The sequence below is a fragment of the Flavobacterium hydrocarbonoxydans genome (assembly GCF_009789235.1).
Taxonomy (GTDB): domain Bacteria; phylum Bacteroidota; class Bacteroidia; order Flavobacteriales; family Flavobacteriaceae; genus Flavobacterium; species Flavobacterium hydrocarbonoxydans.
Map to the genome: position 1 here is coordinate 144,660 of NZ_WSTB01000005.1, position 20,489 is coordinate 165,148.

Below are 20,489 nucleotides of genomic sequence, written 5' to 3' on the forward strand. Positions count from 1 at the left end.
ATAAATTTCAAAAAAACATTAAAAAGGCTAATTTCTGAATTGAAATTAGCCTTTTTTAATTTTAATATATGTTTTATTCTTTTGTGAATATAAAAATTTGCCCGCCTTGTTTTAGTTTCATTAGCTTTTCGGCAGGATTAAATTCAAGTATAATTCCGGCCAGATCAAATTTGAAAGTATTTGCTGCGCTTGCTTCTAGAGGAAATGAAGGCTGACCAGTTGCTTGTGCAATTAAACTAGTATCGTTTTTGGTAATGGCTATTTTTAATGGAATTTGTGCACTCCCGTAGTTACCTAAATATTGATCTAAAGTTTCTGTTTTTAGATCTATTTTAGCAAAAGAAGGCATTTGAAAAGGCTTGTCGAAGTAAGAACTCAATGCACAGAATACAATGTCGTTTAAGGTATAATTTACTGCATTTGAAGTTATTGCAACAGATAGTTTTTCTTTTTCAAAATGGCATAATAAAGATCTAAAACCATCAATACCGCCAGAATGTCCGTAGCTTTTTGTCTCCTCATAAGGATATTCAAACATTCCCATTCCGTAATTGTCTTTGATCGTTTTCATTAGATTTACATTTTCTAACGAAATTATTTTTCCAGCAAAAAGATTTTCAATAAAAATATTCAAATCGACAGGGTTAGATACAATTCCACCAGCTCCTTGCGGAATTGACAAGTCAGTTTCGGTGCTTTTTTTCCATTCTCCCGAATAAGTATAAGAATTACACTCTTTGTTAGCCAAATCAATTTTTCCACCGTAATACGTATTTTTTAAGCTTAAAGGTTTTATTATTTTTTGGTTCAAAAGCTCGGAATATGATTTTTTGTACACATCTTCCAATATAAAAGTTAGTAAAACATAATTAGAATTACTGTATTCTCCTTTTGTATTGGGTTCAAAAACAGTTTCTCCAGAGGCAATTCTTTCAATCATTTTGTCTTTCGACTGATATTGTGTTTGGTATTCAGGGTAACTTTTATCACTCGTAAAATTATGAATTCCGCTACGATGATTCAATAGATTAGAAACAGTAATTTTATTTGAATTTTTTACTGTCGGAAAGTATTTGTCTATTGTTTGGTCTAAATTAATTTTCTTCTCTTCAATAGCTTTAAAAATTAAAGAGGCTGTGAACATTTTGGAAATAGAACCAATTCGGTATTTGGTATTAATATCTGATTTTTTAGAGGTTGTAATATCATCAAAACCAATAGCTTTTGAATAAATTACTTTTCCATTTTCAGAAACGGCAATGCTACCCATCAATTTGTTGTTTTTTTCTAAAAGCTCAAACAAACTGTCAATTCTTTTTGAATTGAAATTTTGCGAAAATCCACTTGTAATAATAAAGGCAAATAAAATCGAGGGTATTATTTTTTTCATAAAAAAAGTTTTTTTTATTTATTTAAGTGATGAATTGTATTATTTTTTCAATAGTTTTCGATTGTGTTTTCGCTTGTAATGAGTTTGTTTTAGATTTTTTTCACCTGAAATAATACTAATAGTTCCGTCTATTTCCAGCATAGCAAGCTTTACATCGGTAAAATGTTCTATACCATGTTCGCGCATGGCTTCTTTTAATTCTTCGTGTGAGATGTCTAATTTGCTTAAGGATTGAAAATCTAATTTCCCGTTATGAATCAGAATTTCCGGTTTATCCATTAATAAATCATTGAGTGTTTTGTATTTGTGAAGTAATTTTTTTACAATAAAATTAATTACAAACAAAACCAAAGCCGCAACCAATCCTCCCCAAAGACTTGTATCCGGACCAACCATTGCATTTTGAACAGAATTGCTTATCAATAAAATCAGAATAATATCGGCAGTGTTGAGTTGCGAAAGTTCCTTTTTGCCAAAGACTCTCAGTGCAATCGTCATGAATAAATAAACGGTAACACTTCTAAGAATAATATCAAAATAAGGGAATTGTATCATTTTTAATCCTTTTGTATAACTTAAAGTTAAATAAAAAAAGCTTTTCAAAGTTGGAAACTTTTACAAAGCTTTTAAGTAGATTTTTTTTAACCAGCACATTTGACCCAAATATTTTGGGTATAAACGATTTTCCAAATATTATCTTTTTTTTCTAAGTAAACTGATTTTCCATATGGTAATTCTTTTGAATAACAATCTATTTCCATATAGGCTTTTTTGTTGTCTTCAGAAAATATTGGAATTGATAATATGATATAATCGTCAGCTTTATCTATTTTCGATACTGGAATTATTTTTAGTTTTTTTGATATCTTTTCAGGTAATATATATTTTAAAAAACAATTGTTTTGTTCTATGAAATGTATCGAATCTTTATTTTTGAATATTTTTTTTCCTTTTAAATTCGCACTCAATAACATTTCAATATATATATCTGTATTTTGGAGAATTTTCGGTAAACGAGGTGGGAGTTTTACAACAGCTACTTTTTTTGTGGGTTTTGTGTACACGCTTTCAGTAATAATCTTAATTTTTTTTAAACTATTACAAACTGCGTATATATCTTTAGAATTCTCAATATTTTTTTGTTTAATTAAAATTTCTAGTATTTTCTCAGTTTCAATCTTTCTAATTTTTTCATTATAGGAGCAGTCATTTTTAGTGCACCCGGCTAAGATTAAGATTAGAAAGATTGTAATTTTTTTCATTAATTGATTCTCTAGAATTTTTGATTACAATTTAAAATTCTTCTCAATAGCTCTAATCATTTCGCCTGCAACGTCTTTGTTTGTTGCGCCTTCAATTCCTTCAAGGCCTGGGGAAGAATTTACTTCTAATAATAAAGGTCCTTTTGAAGAACGAATAATATCAACACCGGCCACTTTTAAGTCCATTGCTTTGGCGGCTTTTATGGCTATTTTTTTCTCTTCAGGTGTAACTTTTATGACCGAAGCTGTTCCGCCTAAGTGAATATTAGCTCTAAATTCACCAGGCATGGCTTCACGCTGAATGGCCGCAACCACTTTTCCGTCAATCACAAAGCAGCGAATGTCTTTTCCGTTGGCTTCTTTTATGAATTCCTGAACTAAAATATTGGCATTTAAACTCTTGAAAGCATTGATAACACTTTCTGCTGCTTTTTTGGTTTCAGCCAATACAACTCCTTTTCCCTGAGTTCCTTCTAATAATTTTACAATTAATGGTGAGCCTCCCACCATTTTAATCAAATTATCGGTATCTAGAGGAGAATTAGCAAAACCAGTTGTTGGAATATCAATACCGCTATTTAAAAGCAATTGCAGCGAATATAGTTTATCGCGTGATTGTGTTATGGCTGTAGCCGAATTTAAAACAAAAACTTTCAGGGCTTCAAATTGACGTGTCAAAGCGCAGCCATAAAAAGTCATGCTAGGTCTTATTCTTGGAATTATAGCGTCAAATTGATTTAGGATTTTTCCGCCGCGATAATGAATTTCAGGCGTTTTGGCGTCTAACTTCATATAGCATTCTTTGATGTTCAAAAAGTGCATTTCGTGACCACGCATTTCACCTGCTTCCATGATTCTTTTATTGCTGTACAATTCAGGATTGCTGGCGAGAACACCAATTCGCAAACCAGAACTGGCTTTCTCAGAATTCTTGTATAAATCTTTAAGAGTTTCTGCAGTAGGCTGCCCCAGCATGTATTTTTCTTCGGGATCTACAAGAACACGACCGCTCATGGCTTCGCGGCCTAAAAGCATACGAAAACCCATTGAGTCGCGGTTAGTCAACGTCATTTCGATTGGCCATTTTACATCGCCAAGTTTGATATTGGTCTGAATTACGTAGCGATGTTCTCTAAAACCGCTAGAACTTTTTACAATTCTTTTGTCAACCAAAGGAGCTTCGCAATGAATGATCGTTTTGATATTATTCTGAATTGGATTAATATCAAATTTCACCCAATTGGCATCATTTTTTATAAAAGGAGCTATGTTTACAGCATGCATTGCCGAAGTTTTGGCACCCGAATCGACACGAGCCTTGATTGTAGGAATACCTAATTCTGGAAATGAGCACCATTCTTCGCTACCTAAAATGACTTTATTTTGAAGCATACGTTGTTTTTATATTATAAATTTAATAGTCAAAAATAGCTAATTGCTTTTACTAAAGGTAGTAATTTATCTAAAAAAAATACCCGTTATGTTATGAAAACGTAACGGGTTTGTTATTTCTGTTAAAAATATAAATTTATTTACAGATTTGTTGGTTCTTCGGCTTTATGAATTTCTACCGAAAGCTCTTGAGAATCATCTTTTAAATCCATTAAGATTTCGTCTCCGGAATGAATTTTTGATGTAATGATTTCCTCAGCTAACAAATCTTCAACATATTTCTGAATCGCTCTTTTTAGAGGTCTTGCACCAAATTGTCTGTCGAAACCTTTTTCAGCAATAAAAGCTTTTGCTTTGTCGGTTAGGCTTAAATTGTATCCTAATTCAGAAATACGGGCATATAATTTTTTAAGCTCGATTTCGATAATCAAATCAATATCATGTTTTTCTAAAGCATTAAATACAATTACATCATCAATTCTGTTTAAGAATTCAGGAGCAAAGGTTTTCTTTAAGGCATTTTCGATAATGCTTTTTGAATTTTCATCAGCCTGAGCCACTTTTGCAGCAGTTCCGAATCCTACACCCTGACCAAAATCTTTAAGCTGACGCGCACCAACGTTTGAAGTCATAATAATGATAGTGTTTTTAAAGTCGATTTTGCGACCTAAACTATCAGTTAAATAACCATCATCCAAAACCTGAAGCATCATATTGAATACATCCGGATGCGCTTTTTCGATTTCGTCCAAAAGCACCACACAATAAGGTTTTCTACGAACTTTTTCGGTCAATTGTCCACCTTCCTCGTATCCTACGTATCCCGGAGGCGCTCCTACTAATCGTGAAATAGCAAATTTTTCCATGTATTCGCTCATGTCGATACGAACTAACGCATCTTCAGAATCGAATAATTCTTTTGCTAAAACTTTTGCTAATTGGGTTTTACCAACACCAGTCTGACCTAGGAAAATAAACGAACCAATAGGTTTGTTTGGATCTTTAAGTCCGGCTCTGTTACGTTGTATAGAACGTGCGATTTTAAGAACAGCTTCGTTTTGACCAATTACTTTGTTCTGAATCAATTCAGGTAATTTGGCCAATTTATTGCTTTCTGTCTGCGCAATTCTGTTTACTGGAATTCCGGTCATCATTGAAACAACATCGGCTACATTATCTTCTGTAACTTCAATTCTGTTGTTTTTAGAATCTTCTTCCCATTGTTCCTGAGCAATAGCTAAATCTTTTTCGATACGTTTTTCGTCATCACGAAGTTTGGCTGCTTCTTCATATTTTTGTTTTTTAACAACCATATTTTTGTTTTCGCGTACTTCTTCTAACTGACGTTCTAAATCCAAAATTTGTTTTGGAACATCAATATTGGTAATGTGTACACGAGATCCAGCTTCGTCAAGCGCATCAATAGCTTTGTCCGGTAAAAAACGCTCAGACATATATCTGTTTGTTAGTTTTACACAAGCTTCGATAGCTTCCGGAGTATAAGTTACGTTGTGATGATCTTCGTATTTATCTTTTACGTTATTCAAAATAGCAATCGTTTCTTCAACAGAAGTTGGTTCTACAATTACTTTTTGGAAACGTCTTTCGAGAGCACCGTCTTTTTCAATATATTGTCTGTACTCATCAAGAGTTGTAGCACCAATACATTGTATTTCGCCTCTTGCTAAAGCAGGTTTAAACATATTTGAAGCATCAAGAGAACCTGTTGCTCCGCCAGCACCTACAATAGTGTGAATTTCATCTATAAAAAGAATAATATCATCATTCTTTTCAAGCTCATTCATAACGGCTTTCATTCTCTCTTCAAACTGTCCGCGGTATTTTGTTCCGGCTACTAAACTTGCCAAATCAAGTGTTACCACACGTTTGTTGAAAAGAATACGGGAAACTTTCTTTTGTATAATACGTAAAGCTAAACCTTCAGCAATAGCAGATTTACCAACTCCTGGTTCACCTATAAGGAGTGGATTGTTCTTTTTTCTACGGCTCAAAATCTGAGAAACACGTTCTATTTCTTTTTCGCGTCCTACAACAGGATCAAGTTTTCCTTCTTCGGCCATTTCTGTTAAATCTCTCCCAAAATTATCTAGCACCGGAGTTTTAGATTTTTTGTTTGACTTATTGGCTGGATTATTAAAACTACTTTCTTTTAGACTGTCATCTTGTCCTGAATCATCATTATACGATTCGTTTCTTGGCAAGTTTTCTTGGAATTCTTCTTCGCTTGGAGTCATATTTAAATATTGTTCTTTAGCTATGTCATAATCTATTTTTAGCTTATTCAACAGCTTGGTTGTGGGATCGTTTTCGTTTCGTAAGATACATAAAAGCAGGTGGGCTGTGCTAATTGACGAGCTTTGAAATACTTTAGCTTCCAGAAATGTGGTCTTCAGGGCCCTTTCCGCTTGACGGGTAAGATGAAGATTTTTCTTTTCGGCATTTACTTCAACGCTTTGATTGGCGGGACTCAGTATTTCTACTTTTCTGCGTAAATGTTCTAAATCGACTGCCAGGTTATTGAGTATATGAATGGCTTTTCCGTTTCCATCCCTCAAAATGCCCAGCATTAGATGTTCAGTACCAATAAAGTCGTGGCCCAAACGTAAGGCTTCTTCTTTACTGTAAGTAATAACATCTTTTACTCTTGGTGAAAAATTATCATCCATAATATATATGTTGGTATTGTAAATTTAGTGAATTAGTGTTTGAAAAACAAAAATCGTACCCTTTGGAATCTCCTGTCAGCTAAGAGACAAAAAAAATAGTAATAAAAGCGTTAAAAAACGCTTAATTTATTAACTAAAAGCGGAAAAAAAGTTGTTAATAAATCATTGAAATAAGTACCAGGAAATTGTTATAAAAATTTCAAAAAACCGTATCTTGGCACGCTTTGAAACTAATATAATTATTTAATATAACAACTTATGTCTGAAGGAGAAAGGTTAATTCCTATTAACATAGAGGATGAAATGAAATCAGCTTACATCGATTATTCGATGTCAGTAATCGTATCGAGAGCACTTCCTGATGTTAGAGATGGCTTGAAACCAGTACATCGAAGAGTTCTTTATGGAATGTATGATTTAGGAGTAACTTCAAAATCTGCTCATAAAAAATCGGCGAGAATCGTAGGAGAGGTTCTGGGTAAGTATCACCCTCACGGAGATACTTCTGTTTATGATGCTATGGTGCGTATGGCACAAGAATGGAGTTTGCGTTATTTATTAGTGGATGGACAAGGTAACTTTGGTTCTGTCGATGGAGATAGCCCTGCAGCAATGCGTTATACGGAGGCTAGAATGAAAAAGATTTCGGAAGAAATTATGGCAGATATCGAAAAAGAAACAGTTGATTTTCAATTGAACTTTGATGATACTTTATACGAACCAAAAGTAATGCCTACACGTGTTCCTACTTTATTAGTAAATGGAGCTACTGGTATCGCAGTTGGTATGGCAACTAATATGCCTCCTCATAACCTTACTGAAGTTATCAACGGAACATTAGCATACCTTGATAATAACGATATTGAAATAGACGAATTAATTACACATATCAAAGCTCCTGATTTTCCAACCGGAGGTATTATATATGGTTACGAAGGTGTTCGCGAAGCATTTAAAACCGGTAGAGGGCGTATTGTAATGCGTGCTAAAGTTGGTTTTGAAGAAGTTGATGGTAGAGAATCTATTATCGTAACCGAGATTCCTTATCAGGTTAACAAAGCCGAAATGATCAAACGTACGGCAGATTTAGTTAATGATAAAAAGATTGAAGGTATTGCGAATATTCGTGACGAATCGGATAGAAATGGTATGCGTATCGTTTATATCCTGAAACGTGATGCTACGCCAAACGTAGTTTTGAATACTTTATATAAGTACACTTCATTACAATCTTCTTTTAGTGTAAATAATATTGCATTGGTAAAAGGCCGCCCGCAAATGCTGAATCTGAAAGATATGATTCATTATTTTATCGAGCACCGTCACGATGTAGTAGTTCGCAGAACCCAATTTGAATTGCGTAAAGCCGAGGAAAGAGCGCATATCTTAGAAGGTTTAATTATAGCTTCGGATAATATTGATGAAGTAATTGCGTTAATTAGAGGTTCTAAAAATACTGAGGAAGCTCGTGAAAAATTAATCGAAAGATTCAAATTATCAGATATTCAGGCGCGTGCCATTGTAGAAATGCGTTTACGTCAGTTAACTGGTCTGGAACAAGACAAGTTAAGAGCGGAGTACGAAGAATTGATGAAATTAATCGATCATTTGAAAGCTTTATTGGCTGATGTTGATTTAAGAACCAATTTGATCAAAGAAGAACTAGTTGAAATTCGTGATAAATACGGAGACGAACGTCGTTCTCAAATTGAATATTCTGGTGGAGATGTTAGTATCGAAGATTTGATTGCTGATGAAAATGTGGTTATTACCATTTCGCATGCAGGTTATATCAAACGTACTAACTTAACAGAATATAAAACTCAAAATAGAGGAGGAGTTGGGCAAAAAAGCGCCGGAACAAGAGATCAGGATTTCCTTGAACACATGTTCGTAGCAACCAACCATCAATATATGATGTTCTTTACGCAAAAAGGAAAATGTTTCTGGATGCGTGTTTACGAAATTCCGGAAGGAAGCAAAACAGCAAAAGGTAGAGCAATCCAGAACTTAGTAAACATCGAAAGCGATGATAAAGTAAAAGCTTTCATCTGTACGCAGGACTTAAAAGATAAAGATTATATCAATAGCCATAATCTTGTAATGGTTACCAAACAAGGTCAGGTTAAGAAAACGTCTCTGGAGAAATATTCTAAACCTAGAGTTAATGGTGTTGCCGCGATTACGATTAAAGAAGGAGATGAATTACTAGGAGCACAGTTAACTAATGGTGAAAGCCAAATTATCTTAGCTGTTAAGTCTGGAAAATTGGTTCGTTTTGAGGAAACTAAAACGCGTCCGATGGGAAGAACTGCTTCAGGAGTTCGTGGAATTACCTTAAAAGATGACACTGATGAAGTAATTGGTATGGTTACTGTAGATAAAAACGACATCAATGATTCGCAAATTTTGGTTGTAACCGAAAACGGATACGGAAAACGTACCAAATTAGTGGATGATGACGGAGAAGATGTTTACAGAATTACAAACCGTGGTGGAAAAGGGGTAAAAACGCTGAATATTACGGAGAAAACAGGAAAACTAATTTCTATTAGTGCTGTAACGGATGCTGATGATTTAATGATCATCAACAAGTCAGGATTGACTATCAGAATGGCTATCGAAGATTTACGTGTAATGGGACGTGCTACACAAGGTGTTAGATTGATTAACCTAAAAGGAAAAGATTCTATCGCTGCCGTTACCAAAGTAATGAAAGATGACGCTGAAGAAGTTATTGTTGATGAAGATGGAAACGTTATTGAAACAGTTACTATCGAAAGAGTAAAACCTGATTTAGAGGTTCTGGAAGATGAAGGTCCTGTTGAAGATGATGACGATGATACTGATGAAGAAATAGAGGACGAAGATGATTCAGAAGAAGAAGAATCTGAAGAATAAATTTCTAAAAACAATTATAAAAATTAAATACACAAATTGAATACTATGAAAAGTAAATATGTAATACTTGCGTCAGCTTTATTGATTTCAGTAGCTACTTTTGCTCAAAAAGATCAGATTAAAAGCGCAGAAAAAGCCTTAAAAAGTGGAGATGCGCAGGGAGCTTTGGCTATATTAAAAGACGCTGAAAATTTGGTTGTAAATGCCAAAGACACTGAACAGGCACAATATTATTTTGTAAAAGGTAATGCTTATTTAGATTTAGCTAATAAAAAAATCGAAGAAGGTAAAAATTTATCTCAGGCAGCTGATAGTTACAAAAAATTAATTGACGTTGAAAAAGCATCTGGAAAACAGAAATATTCTACTCAGGCAGCTACTTCAATTACGCAGATTAAAGGAAGCTTAATTAACTCTGCAATTGCGGATACACAAGCTAGCAAACACGCAGATGGAGCAAAAAAACTATATGAGGCTTATTCATTAGATAAAAAAGATACAATCAATTTGTATTATGCAGCTTCAACAGCAGTAAACTCTCAGGATTACGATCTTGCTTTGCCAATGTATGAAGAATTGAAAAATTTAAACTATTCTGGAAAAGGAACAAGTTATACGGCTACGAATATTGCTTCTGGAGAGGAACAAGGTTTCAATACAGCTAACGAAAGAGATTTGGCTGTTAAATTAAAAACTCACGATAAGCCTAAAACAGAAGCGATTCCTTCAAAAAGAGGAGAGATTTTCAAAAATTATGCTCTGATTTTAGTTCAGAAAGGTCGTGTTGAAGATGCTAAAAAAGCGATTGCCGATGCTAAAAAAGCTAATCCGGAAGATAGCTCTTTAATTCTTACTGAGGCTAATCTTTATCTTGAGACTAAAGATTTTGATACCTACAAAAAATTGGTTGAAGAAGCTTTACAAAAAGATCCAAACAACGCTGATTTGATTTTTAATTTAGGAGTAATTAGCGCTAATGCTAAAAATCCTGCTGATGCTGAAAAATATTATTTGAAAGCGATCGAAATCAATCCAAATTATACAAACGCTTACCTTAACCTTGCTGCTTTAAAATTAGAGGCAGAGAAGCCAATCATTGACGAAATGAATAAATTGGGAACTTCTGCAAAAGATATGAAGCGTTATGATGTATTAAAAACACAAAGAGAAAATGTTTTTAAAGGAGTGATTCCATACCTTAAAAAAGCAAACGAATTAGATCCTAAAAACGAAGATGTTTCTAAAACATTGTTAGGAGTTTATAGTGCTCTTGAAATGACTGCTGAAGCAAAAGCATTGAAAGCTACAATGTAGTTTTGAGCTAAATTTCAATATTTTTAAAATTCCAAATTCCAATTATGCTCAGCATTCTTTTGGAATTTGGAATTTTTTATTGGACTTTTTTCTGGTTTAACCTTTAATTGATTAAGCTTGCAGAAAGCGTAATAGTAGTATTTAAAAGTTTAGAAATCGGACAAATTTCTTTTGCTTTTGCAGCTGTTGCTTCAAATTCTTCAGCTGAGATGGAAGGAACTTTTCCTTTTAAATCTAAATGAATTAAAGTAATGGTTCCGTCTTCAAAAGTGACTGTGGCTTCTGTAGATAAATCATCTGCTACAAAGCCAGCTTCATTCAGTAAAAAACTTAATTGCATCGTAAAACAACCTGAATGAGCTGCTGCAACCAATTCCTCCGGATTTGTTCCAACTCCTTCAGCAAATCGGGTTTTAAATGATAATTGTGCTTTATCTAATGTCGTACTTTGCGTACTGATAGTTCCTTTTCCTTCCATGCCGCTTCCTTGCCAGTTAGCATTTGCTTTTCTTGTAAATTTCATGTTATAATTTTTTTAGATTAATAATGTATTGAGAATCAAATTGTTCTATTCTATCAAATATAAGCAATATTTTAAATTATCGTTTTATGTTTTTGTTACTTAAAGAATAATTCTACAAAAAAAGGTGCAATAATTTCTCATTGCACCTTTTTGTATTTAGAATGTGTTTTTTTATTCCTGACCTAAATTGCGTAATTGTTTCAGTTTGTCTTTCCAGACATCAAGACTTTCTTTATGAATGGCAATGTTTTTGCGAACTTCCAGGACAATTGAATTCTCTTTTTTAGCATTTTTAGTATTCGTAAAAAACTGTATGTTGTTTTCTAATTGAAAAATTTCATTCTGAACTTCTTCAATTTTACGCATTAAGAAAATCTTTTCGTTGTCTAATTTTCTGGTATCATTGCTTCCTGATAAAGAGTCAATTCTATTAGAAAAACGCATCATTTCGGTTTCTTTTTTACTCAAACTTAGTTTTTCAAAAAGAGCATCCAGAATTTTATTGAATTTTCCTTCGATGTGGCGTCTTCCAAAAGGAACTTTTCCATAACCTTTCCAGATTTCGATATGTTGTTTTATTGCATCTAAATCTGTTTTGTGATCACCGGTTAATTGGTAAGCTCTTAAAATATCTAAATAGGCTTTTTTATTATCAAAAGCAGCTACTTCATCGACATTTTCTTCAGATTTGTGTTCTTTTAATTTGTCAAAATAATGGTTGCAGGCATCTTTAAATTCTTTCCAGATTTTGTCTGAATATTTTTTAGGAACATGCCCAATTTGTTTCCACTCTTCCTGAATTTGTTTCATGATTGGAGTAGTGGCACCAAAGTCGGTACTTTCCTGTAGCTCTTTGGCTTTAGCAACCAATGCCATTTTTTTGTTTAAATTATCGTTTTGGTCTTTTTTAATGTCTTTGTAAAACGAATTTTTAAAAGAATTAAAATTTCTAACAGCGGTTTTAAATGCCGCCCAGGTTTCTTCATTTACTTCAGATGGTACTTTCCCGGCAGCAAAAAACTCATTTCTTAAAGCTTCTACTTTCTGAATTTGAACCAGCCATTGTGAGTGAGCATTTACTTTTTCAGTTGCCAGCACTTCAATTTTGGTGATAATTTCTTTCTTAACTTCAAGATTTTTTTGTTCGTTGGCTCTTTGACTTTCGAATAAAACCTCACGTTTGTCATGAATCTTTTTAGTCAGTTCACTAAATCTGTTCCAGATTACATCACGGTGTTCTTTAGAAACAGGTCCGATATCTTCTTTCCATATTCTATGTAAATCCTGCAATTCACGGAAAGCTTTACTAATGTCAGTTTCTTCTACTAATGCCTCAACGCGGGCTATAATTTTTTGCTTTTGCTCCAGATTGTATTTAAAATCCAAATCTCTTGCTTCACGGTCTAAGTGTAAATAATCATAGAAATTCTCTACATGAAAGTGATAATTATTCCAAACATGATTGTATTTATCTTTCGGAATTGGGCCTGCATTTTTCCATCTTTCTCTCAAATCATTAAAATGTTTCAGAGTATCCTTGATGTTTTCCTGAGGGTTTATAAGTTCTTTTAGTTCCTCAACTATTGCTAGCCGATTTTCTAAATTCGATTTTAAATTGGTTTGTAAATGCTTAAAATGAGCATTTCTTTTTTCTCTAAATACATTGTAGTATTCATCAAACTTCGATTTTAAAGGAGAATGATATTCAAATTCTTCGTTAGGATCTTGATTTGAAGCATTAAATTCTTCTCTTTTTTCGTCTAAAAGGTGAGTGAATTGTAATGAAAATGATTTTTTAATTTCCTCAATATGATCTTTTACAGACATTACTTTGTCTGTGTTTACTAGTTTTTTTAGTTCATCTACTAAGGCATCTAAAGTAAACGTATCATAATCCTGCATTGGGATATCATGACGTTCTTTAAGTGTTTCATCTTCACTTTCCTCGGCATTAGAATTTATTATAGCATCTAAAGCCTCCTGATGTTCTGCATCAGCTGATGCGTTTTCAGGCTCATTTTCAGAAACTGTCGTTGCATTTTCTGGCTCAATTGCCGAAGTAGTTTCTATTGAAGCATCAGTTTGTGTAGAATCAGTTGTATCGATTTCTAATTTTCCATCTGCTTCCTGCAGGTTATCATTCTTTTCTTCTAACATTTTAAAATGTTTAAGGTTTGTATTTTAAGAGAGCGAAAGATAGTAAAGGAGTTTCTAAATACAAAATAAATCCTTTGTTAATAGCTTATTTTGCTATGAAATTCTTAATTATACATCCATTTGTGAGTTATGATATGAATTTTACTTTTAAAATTTTAATTTAAATTCAAAAAAATAACATTATGTTGAAAAGCAATTTTAGAGTTTACAGTACATAGTTTTGCGGACTTTACTTTGAAAATGTATTTGTTGTTTTAAGTAAATATAATTCTGTGCTCTTTTGTAAAAAACTTTGCGAAACTTTGTGTTAGATTTTGTCCAAAAATTAAAAAGGATTTTAAATTCGGTAAACTTTGTCTTAAACCAAAAACAGATTTAAAATAAAATTAGAACTCCAACCTCTAATCCATAATTATACGATCTGTCTTTTCCAAAGCCTAAACTCGGATGAATGTATATTAAGTTGTTTGGGGTGATTTTTCTACCAAATTCTACAAAAGCATTATTTTGATAGCCTTCGATAGTACTATTATATCGAAAAGCTACATCGGCTGCAATCCAGTTTTTATTAAAAAAGTGTAACACGACATTCTCAAAAGCTGTAGTATTTATGTCGGCTCGATTACTCGCACCTGCAAAACTGGCCTGATATTCTAATGAAGCAATCCAAAGAAATTTTTTCTGTTTAAAATATTTGCCATAGAAAATTGTCGGGATAACCACCCATTTTCCGGTTCCAAAAGCAGGATCTGAAGCAGAATTTGAAACGACTCTGGCACGAAAGGCTATGCCGTTACTCCTTTCTAAATACGGGATATAACTAATTCCGACTCCCACATCGCCAATTCCGGATTTATTGATTGAATTGGTGTTTGTAGAAATCAAAGGAACATCAAACCTTAAATTCCAGGCTTTGTTGGCAATTGGGTGCAAAAAACGCAATTGAGTAGTATTGAAGGAGCCACTGTCAGTATCTAAATATTCGTTAAAAAATAAAATAGTTTTTAAAAAATAATGATATCTGGCCTCAGAAAACGGACTGTTTTTTGCGATAGTGTCTTGCGCTTTAACCGAAAATGAAACAAGAAAACTTAGTAAGAAAAGTAAATGTATTTTCTTCATAACTACCTATTTATGAGTAGTCTAATTTACGAAAATTACTTTAGCTTTTTATTTGTAAGTAAAAAATTATTTGTTCCAGATTTTCCAGGCTTTTTCGGCTTGAAAAATAAGCATATCGTAGCCGTTTTTGATCACTGCTCCGTTAGCTTTGGCTTTCTTTAAAAAAGTAGTTTCTTCGGGGTTATAAATCAAATCGTAAGCAATGTGCTTTTCGGTAAAAAACTCATAAGGTAAATTGGGTGAAGCTTCAATATTTGGGCTTGTGCCAACGGGTGTACAATTGATGATGATTTGAAAATTATCAAAAGTGGTCGCATTGATTAAATCATAATCAATGATGTTTTCTTTGGCTTCACGAGAAACAAAAGTGTACAAAATATCCAATTCATCCAAAGCAAAAGCAACGCCTTTTGATGCGCCTCCTGTGCCTAGAATTAATGCTTTTTTATGATGTTCTTTTAGTAATGGTTTTAATGATTTTTTGAAGCCATAATAATCGGTGTTGTAGCCTTTTAATTTTCCGTTTTTGGTAAATTTAATAGTGTTTACAGCACCAATTAAAGCTGCTTTTTTTGATAATTTATCTAAGAAAGGAATGACTTGTTCTTTGTACGGAATCGTAACATTTAAACCTTTTAAATCAGGATTGTTTTTTACCAGTTCAGTAAAATAATTAATTTCAGAAATGTCAAAGTTTTCGTAGCTGTTGCCTTCAAAAACTTCGTCTTTAAATTTTTCTGTAAAATATCCTTTTGAAAAAGAATAACTAATATTACGGCCTAATAAGCCAAATCGTCTTCTTAAAATGTCAATCATTATTGTTTTTTATGTTTTGCAATATAATTTTGTACTGTTTTTTTTGCCCAAACCACAGGAAATAAATCTTCAATTAATATATAATTATCGAAGTTTAATCGTAAACCATTACTTAGGTGAAATTTTGCTTTTGTGTTGTCCTGAAGCATAAAATAGAGACCAGCCAAACGATATTCGATTTCGTTTTCTTCCGGAAAGTATTCTGTTGCTTGCAACAATGTTTGTACTGCACTGTCAAATTCGCCTAAAAACTGAAGAATATCAACCCAAAACAACCAGGTATCCAGTTCGCAATCACCAAATTCTACGGCTTTTCTGTATCCAAATTCAGCTTCTTCAAAAAAGTTCATTTGTTTGTTGATCGTTGCGTAACGTTTCCAGTACAAACGATTCTGATTGTCGATTGCCAATGCTTTATTGACAAAAAATAATGCTTTTTGAAAGTTTTTCTGGCGTACATAAAAGTCTGTAATCGCAATCCAGCCTTTGTCTAAAAGCGGATCTTCGTGTACGGTTTGGTTGTAATATTTTAAAGCCAGAACTGCGTTACCCAGTTTTTCGTAACATTTACCAATTCGAAGTAAAGCATAAGAAGTCGCATCGTCTAGTTCGATGGTGCGGTTGTAGCTTTCTATTGCTTCCGCATATTTTTTTAGGCGTTCGTTGGCTTTTGCTTTTTCCATAAAAGCACCCAAAAACTCATCATCAATAAGCGTTGCGTAGTCAAATGCACGAATCGCTTCTTCGTATTCTTTTACGCCATAATGCAAACGTCCCAGCTGATGCCAGGCGATTTCGCTGTACGGGTTTTTGTTAATGTATTCGTTAAGATAAGTAATGGCTTCCTGGTTTTGATCTAAAAATTCAAAACAATATACCACATTATACAAGGCCGATTGGTCTTCTAAATCTTCTTCAAGACATTTTATAAAACTGTCTTTTGCCATCTCAAGGTTATCCATAAACAGATATTCCATTCCGATTAAGTTGTACACGTCGGCGTAGTCATCTGTATATTGCAGGGCAATTTTAAGCAATTCTACGGCTTTCTCGTGTTGGTCTCTCTTGGAATAAATATTGGCTTTCTGGATGTAAATTTCCTCGTTGTTCGGTTCTATTGCATACAACTCGTTTAATAACTTCTCAGCAATTTCGAGTTTGTCATCGTAAACCAGCATTTCTACTTGTACTAATTTTAAGCCTGTAGATTTTGGGTGTTGGTCTAATGCAAGTTTTAAGGCCTTTTTTGCTAAATTAGCCTTACCTATGTCTAAATAATGAAGAATTATTTCTTCGAATTCTTCAGAATCAAAAAAGAGAACTTTGTTGGTTTTCAACATCGACTCAAATTTGGATAGGGATAGGTTATAATCTTCTTCTTCGTTGCTTAATTGCATACTTTGTTTTTTTGAAATTAGCCTGTTATAAATTTAGGCAACCATATTTTGTTGTGAGGAAAGGAAATTAATTGTTTTGAACAATTTAATTAACAATATGGATAGAATTTTGATTCTATTTTAAGTTGTAATCTTCTAATTTTTAAAAGATCAATTGGATTATTATTCTGAAACTTATTTTTAACTGAGTGCCCTAGCCCTGATAGTAGCGATATCCTTTTGCTTTTTTCTTTAAAAAGCAAAAGATAAAGCGGATAGCAGGAAATAGCTCCTAATTTTACTTATCTTCTTTTTTTAATATTTCGTCCATAACGTTTAAGATTATGGCGCAACCTTCTTGTATTTCTTCTTCAGAAATGGTTAACGGAGGCGTTATTCTTATCGCGCAGCCTTCAAACAGCAACCAGAATAATATGAGCCCTTTGTCCTGACAATTCAAAATGACCTGATTGGTAATTTCTGCGGTCTCGGTCATTGCGGCTAGCATTAATCCTTTTCCTCTAATTTCTTTTATCAAAGGATGTACCAAAAGCGATCTGAAGAGTTTTTCTTTCTCCAAGGCTTTCTGCATAAGGTTTGTTTCAGTTAATTCCTGCAAAGTCGCCAAGCAGGCTGACGCAATGACAGGATGTCCGCCGAAAGTGGTGATATGTCCTAATTTTGGATTTTCGGTTAAAAGATCCATTTTTTCTGCCGATGCGGTGAAAGCGCCAACTGGCATCCCGCCACCCATTCCTTTTCCCATTACGACAATATCGGGAACGACATCGTAATTTTGGAATCCGAAAAGTTTTCCGGTTCTGCCAAAACCAGGCTGAATTTCATCTACAATCATCATGGCACCCACTTCGTCGCAGCGCTTGCGGACTTTTTGCAGAAAGTTATTTTCTGGCTGAATAAATCCTGCGCCACCCTGAATCGTTTCGAGTAAAATTGCGGCTGTTCTGGTGGTTATTTTTTGTAAATCTTCTTCGTTATTAAACGTGATAAAATCGACATCGGGTAGCAAAGGGCGAAAAGCTTGTTTGCGTTCCTCAAAACCCATGACACTCATAGAGCCCATGGTGTTGCCGTGATAGGCGTTGTGACACGAAATCAATTGGCTACGACCAGTTGTTCTTTTGGCCAATTTTAAAGCGCCTTCGATTGCTTCTGTTCCTGAATTGACCAAATAGGTTTTATTGAGCGATTCGGGTAGGAGAGAAGCCAATAATTTGCAATATAGTACGGCAGGACTTTGCGAATATTCGCCATACACCATCACGTGCGAATATTTGTCTAACTGGTCTTTAATCGCCTGATTGACTCTCGGGTGTTGATGCCCCAATGTGCAGGCAGAAACTCCGGCTACAAAGTCTAAATATTTTTTATCGCTGGTGTCGTAAATATAGGAGCCTATGGCATGCGAAACTTCCATTCCGAGAGGATATGGTGAAGTTTGTGCCTGGTATTTTATAAAATCTGGATTCATTTTTTTCTAAGGTTCAAAGTTGCAAAGGGACTAAGGTTCTGAGGTTTTTTGAAATTTTTATATTAAACTTTGACTAGATTTTAACGCAAAGTCCGCTAAGTTTTTTCGCAAAGTTTCGAGAGTTTTTCCATTTTCAATGTGAAGTTCGCAAAGCTGTTTACTGAAAACTGACACTGCGACTAAACTCATAACCCACAACCCATAACTATTTTTTACTCTTCACTGCAGGTTTTTTCTTGTCGTAATTCAACGTTTCTTTCCTGACTTTCATAGGAACATTTTCTTTGGTGGCTTCGTCTTTTCCTGCTTTGACTAATTTGTCGTTTTCCTCATTTTCTTCTTTAGTGAAAATATCATCTTTCGACTTTATTCGTTCATCGCCACGCCAGACCAGTCCTCTTAATTTCCGTGCATTTTCAGGTAAATCAATTTCCGGGTAAAGATCGCCATCGACTTTATTAAAAAAGGTCATGCTTTCTACTTCATTATTTTCCAGAATTACATTGATTTTACTACTAACATTTTTATTGATTCCGATGAGTTCATTGGCGTCATTACGCATAAAGTAAACAGCTTCGGTGTTTTTTATAACATCAACTTCATGTAATTTACCTTCTTTAAATTTTCCAAACAAATTAAGTCCTTTGACCTGATTATAACCTGTTCCGAGGGTATCCCGCGAGACGAGAAAGGTGTTGTTGAGTACTTTTAACGAGTCCAGTTTTTGCGTTTTGGTGTCACTAATTAAGTGCATGATATCCCCTGTTATCTGGCTTTCGCCATTCCAGAGAATTGGATTTCCAATTAGTTTGGTTAGACCTATTTTGGTACTGGAATGTATCGAATCACATTTTCCGCTCATGTCAATTTTAAAAAAACGAACATTATTATAGGCTCTTATGATTCGGTCGCCTTCTTTACCTGTAACCATCAGTTTTTTTCCGTGAATGTAAACCGAATCGTTTTCAACAAAGTTTATAGCTACAGCTCTTTTGGTAACAAACATCGAATCTTTTAGTTTGTAAATTTCGGCATAATGACCTTTTACGACCCCACGATTGACTGAATCGGTAATTTTTACATTTCGCGTTGCGGAGGCAAATTCAATATTTCGATTATAATACAAACTGTCGCCTTCAATCAGTCTGTCATCGTATTTGATGTAGGACTTTCGCAGAAAATGAGCCAGGTTTTTCTTGGTGTCATAAAATCCTTTTTCAGTATAAATATAATTGGTTTTACTCGTAATTGTCGAGGGACCAAATAAATACGAATGCCCTGAATTGCTATAATAATCTAAATGATTCGATTTGATAACATATTTAGGATTGGTAATGGTGACTTCTGTTAGAAACTGAAACTTTTTTTGTGCTACATAATATCTACCTGATTTACTAACCAAAGTATTGTCTTTATTAACGATGGTTCCTTTGGTATTATAAAAAACTTCCTGAACATTTCGGTCAAAATTAATGGTATCTGTTTGCAAAGTTGCGTCAGGTGAACTCATAACTGCATCTCCGGTTGCAAAAGCTTTTTTTACATCCCCATTATATTCTGCATATTTACTATTTAGAAACAAAGTATCACCTTGTACTAATTGTACATCTCCAAATGCCTTGAGATAATTTTCTTTCTGAAAAAAATAGGCTTTGTTGCAGGTCAGGACAACACCATCGTGATTCACTTTTACATTTCCAGTAAGTAAGGTTGCTCCGGGAGCGATGGTTTCGTTGATATCTACAAAGTCAGAATTTTCGATAATGATTTTCTTTGGCGCTTGTGCCAAAAGACTTTGTACACTTAATAAAAACAAGCAAAAAGATATGAAAAAGAGTGATTTCTTCAATTGATTTAATTTTTGTCAAATTTATGAAAAAGGTTATAACCTTTACGAATATTAAGATTTATTTATTATTGAAGACATGATTTATTAATTCCAAAATTAAAATTCTAAATTCCAATGACAAATTAAAATGCAAATCAGTTTTAATTCGTTTATTGCGAAGTAAATCTGCTCTATCTGCTGTGCAAAGCTACAAAGACCCTTGCAAAGT

The 20,489-nt window shown here is 33.8% G+C and carries 14 protein-coding genes; 2 read left to right on the top strand and 12 right to left on the bottom strand.

Going from position 1 to position 20,489, the window contains the following annotated elements:
• Positions 1-73: 73 nt before the first annotated feature.
• The 5 genes from GON26_RS10750 to GON26_RS10770 all read right to left on the bottom strand — a co-directional run bounded on the left by GON26_RS10750 (position 74) and on the right by GON26_RS10770 (position 6,731).
• Positions 74-1,390, bottom strand: coding sequence for a serine hydrolase domain-containing protein (locus tag GON26_RS10750; protein ID WP_160374818.1), 1,317 nt, complete (start codon positions 1,388-1,390; stop codon positions 74-76).
• Between the two features lie 39 nt (positions 1,391-1,429).
• Entirely contained in the window at positions 1,430-1,945 is a 516-nt protein-coding gene (locus GON26_RS10755) for a DUF421 domain-containing protein (protein ID WP_160374819.1), read from the bottom strand.
• Positions 1,946-2,031: 86 nt separating this feature from the next.
• A complete protein-coding gene (locus GON26_RS10760; RefSeq protein WP_160374820.1) occupies positions 2,032-2,652 on the bottom strand; it encodes a hypothetical protein in 621 nt (206 codons plus the stop codon).
• A gap of 24 nt (positions 2,653-2,676) precedes the next feature.
• Positions 2,677-4,044, bottom strand: coding sequence for a 30S ribosomal protein S6--L-glutamate ligase (gene rimK / locus GON26_RS10765; protein ID WP_160374821.1), 1,368 nt, complete (start codon positions 4,042-4,044; stop codon positions 2,677-2,679).
• A 140-nt stretch (positions 4,045-4,184) separates the two neighbouring features.
• Positions 4,185-6,731, bottom strand: coding sequence for an ATP-dependent Clp protease ATP-binding subunit (locus GON26_RS10770; RefSeq protein ID WP_160374822.1), 2,547 nt, complete (start codon positions 6,729-6,731; stop codon positions 4,185-4,187).
• Between the two features lie 258 nt (positions 6,732-6,989).
• Between GON26_RS10770 and gyrA the strand changes: the two genes are divergently transcribed.
• Together gyrA and GON26_RS10780 are read left to right on the top strand one after the other, a co-directional pair.
• Positions 6,990-9,632, top strand: a complete 2,643-nt coding sequence (gene gyrA / locus GON26_RS10775; RefSeq protein ID WP_160374823.1) for a DNA gyrase subunit A — start codon at positions 6,990-6,992, stop codon at positions 9,630-9,632.
• A 45-nt stretch (positions 9,633-9,677) separates the two neighbouring features.
• Positions 9,678-10,946: a tetratricopeptide repeat protein gene (locus tag GON26_RS10780; RefSeq protein ID WP_160374824.1), complete on the top strand. Its 1,269-nt coding sequence runs from the start codon at positions 9,678-9,680 to the stop codon at positions 10,944-10,946.
• 103 nt (positions 10,947-11,049) lie between these two features.
• On the opposite strand, the gene GON26_RS10785 is transcribed toward GON26_RS10780, so the two are convergent.
• The 7 genes from GON26_RS10785 to GON26_RS10815 all read right to left on the bottom strand — a co-directional run bounded on the left by GON26_RS10785 (position 11,050) and on the right by GON26_RS10815 (position 20,281).
• Positions 11,050-11,469: an OsmC family protein gene (locus tag GON26_RS10785; RefSeq protein ID WP_160374825.1), complete on the bottom strand. Its 420-nt coding sequence runs from the start codon at positions 11,467-11,469 to the stop codon at positions 11,050-11,052.
• A gap of 171 nt (positions 11,470-11,640) precedes the next feature.
• Positions 11,641-13,626, bottom strand: a complete 1,986-nt coding sequence (locus GON26_RS10790; RefSeq protein ID WP_160374826.1) for a DUF349 domain-containing protein — start codon at positions 13,624-13,626, stop codon at positions 11,641-11,643.
• Positions 13,627-14,001: 375 nt separating this feature from the next.
• Entirely contained in the window at positions 14,002-14,748 is a 747-nt protein-coding gene (locus tag GON26_RS10795; RefSeq protein WP_160374827.1) for a lipid A phosphoethanolamine transferase, read from the bottom strand.
• Between the two features lie 66 nt (positions 14,749-14,814).
• Positions 14,815-15,564: a shikimate dehydrogenase family protein gene (locus tag GON26_RS10800; RefSeq protein WP_160374828.1), complete on the bottom strand. Its 750-nt coding sequence runs from the start codon at positions 15,562-15,564 to the stop codon at positions 14,815-14,817.
• Complete coding sequence (locus tag GON26_RS10805) at positions 15,564-16,961, bottom strand: tetratricopeptide repeat protein (RefSeq protein ID WP_160374829.1); 1,398 nt, start codon at positions 16,959-16,961, stop codon at positions 15,564-15,566. The genes GON26_RS10800 and GON26_RS10805 overlap by 1 nt, the downstream gene beginning before the upstream one ends.
• Before the next feature lie 277 nt (positions 16,962-17,238).
• Positions 17,239-18,432 carry an aspartate aminotransferase family protein gene (locus GON26_RS10810; protein WP_160374830.1) on the bottom strand — a complete coding sequence of 398 codons (1,194 nt, stop codon included), beginning with the start codon at positions 18,430-18,432 and terminating at the stop codon, positions 17,239-17,241.
• A gap of 205 nt (positions 18,433-18,637) precedes the next feature.
• Positions 18,638-20,281 (bottom strand): OstA-like protein, encoded by a 1,644-nt coding sequence (locus GON26_RS10815; protein ID WP_160374831.1) that lies wholly within the window; start codon positions 20,279-20,281, stop codon positions 18,638-18,640.
• Positions 20,282-20,489 lie beyond the last annotated feature (208 nt).

What these genes read in the sequence shown, in the direction of transcription:
- GON26_RS10750 (WP_160374818.1), bottom strand. Translation starts at nt 1,390, where the DNA reads ATGAAAAAAATAATACCCTCGATTTTATTTGCCTTTATTATTACAAGT.
- GON26_RS10755 (WP_160374819.1), bottom strand. Translation starts at nt 1,945, where the DNA reads ATGATACAATTCCCTTATTTTGATATTATTCTTAGAAGTGTTACCGTT.
- GON26_RS10760 (WP_160374820.1), bottom strand. Translation starts at nt 2,652, where the DNA reads ATGAAAAAAATTACAATCTTTCTAATCTTAATCTTAGCCGGGTGCACT.
- rimK (WP_160374821.1), bottom strand. Translation starts at nt 4,044, where the DNA reads ATGCTTCAAAATAAAGTCATTTTAGGTAGCGAAGAATGGTGCTCATTT.
- GON26_RS10770 (WP_160374822.1), bottom strand. Translation starts at nt 6,731, where the DNA reads ATGGATGATAATTTTTCACCAAGAGTAAAAGATGTTATTACTTACAGT.
- gyrA (WP_160374823.1), top strand. Translation starts at nt 6,990, where the DNA reads ATGTCTGAAGGAGAAAGGTTAATTCCTATTAACATAGAGGATGAAATG.
- GON26_RS10780 (WP_160374824.1), top strand. Translation starts at nt 9,678, where the DNA reads ATGAAAAGTAAATATGTAATACTTGCGTCAGCTTTATTGATTTCAGTA.
- GON26_RS10785 (WP_160374825.1), bottom strand. Translation starts at nt 11,469, where the DNA reads ATGAAATTTACAAGAAAAGCAAATGCTAACTGGCAAGGAAGCGGCATG.
- GON26_RS10790 (WP_160374826.1), bottom strand. Translation starts at nt 13,626, where the DNA reads ATGTTAGAAGAAAAGAATGATAACCTGCAGGAAGCAGATGGAAAATTA.
- GON26_RS10795 (WP_160374827.1), bottom strand. Translation starts at nt 14,748, where the DNA reads ATGAAGAAAATACATTTACTTTTCTTACTAAGTTTTCTTGTTTCATTT.
- GON26_RS10800 (WP_160374828.1), bottom strand. Translation starts at nt 15,564, where the DNA reads ATGATTGACATTTTAAGAAGACGATTTGGCTTATTAGGCCGTAATATT.
- GON26_RS10805 (WP_160374829.1), bottom strand. Translation starts at nt 16,961, where the DNA reads ATGCAATTAAGCAACGAAGAAGAAGATTATAACCTATCCCTATCCAAA.
- GON26_RS10810 (WP_160374830.1), bottom strand. Translation starts at nt 18,432, where the DNA reads ATGAATCCAGATTTTATAAAATACCAGGCACAAACTTCACCATATCCT.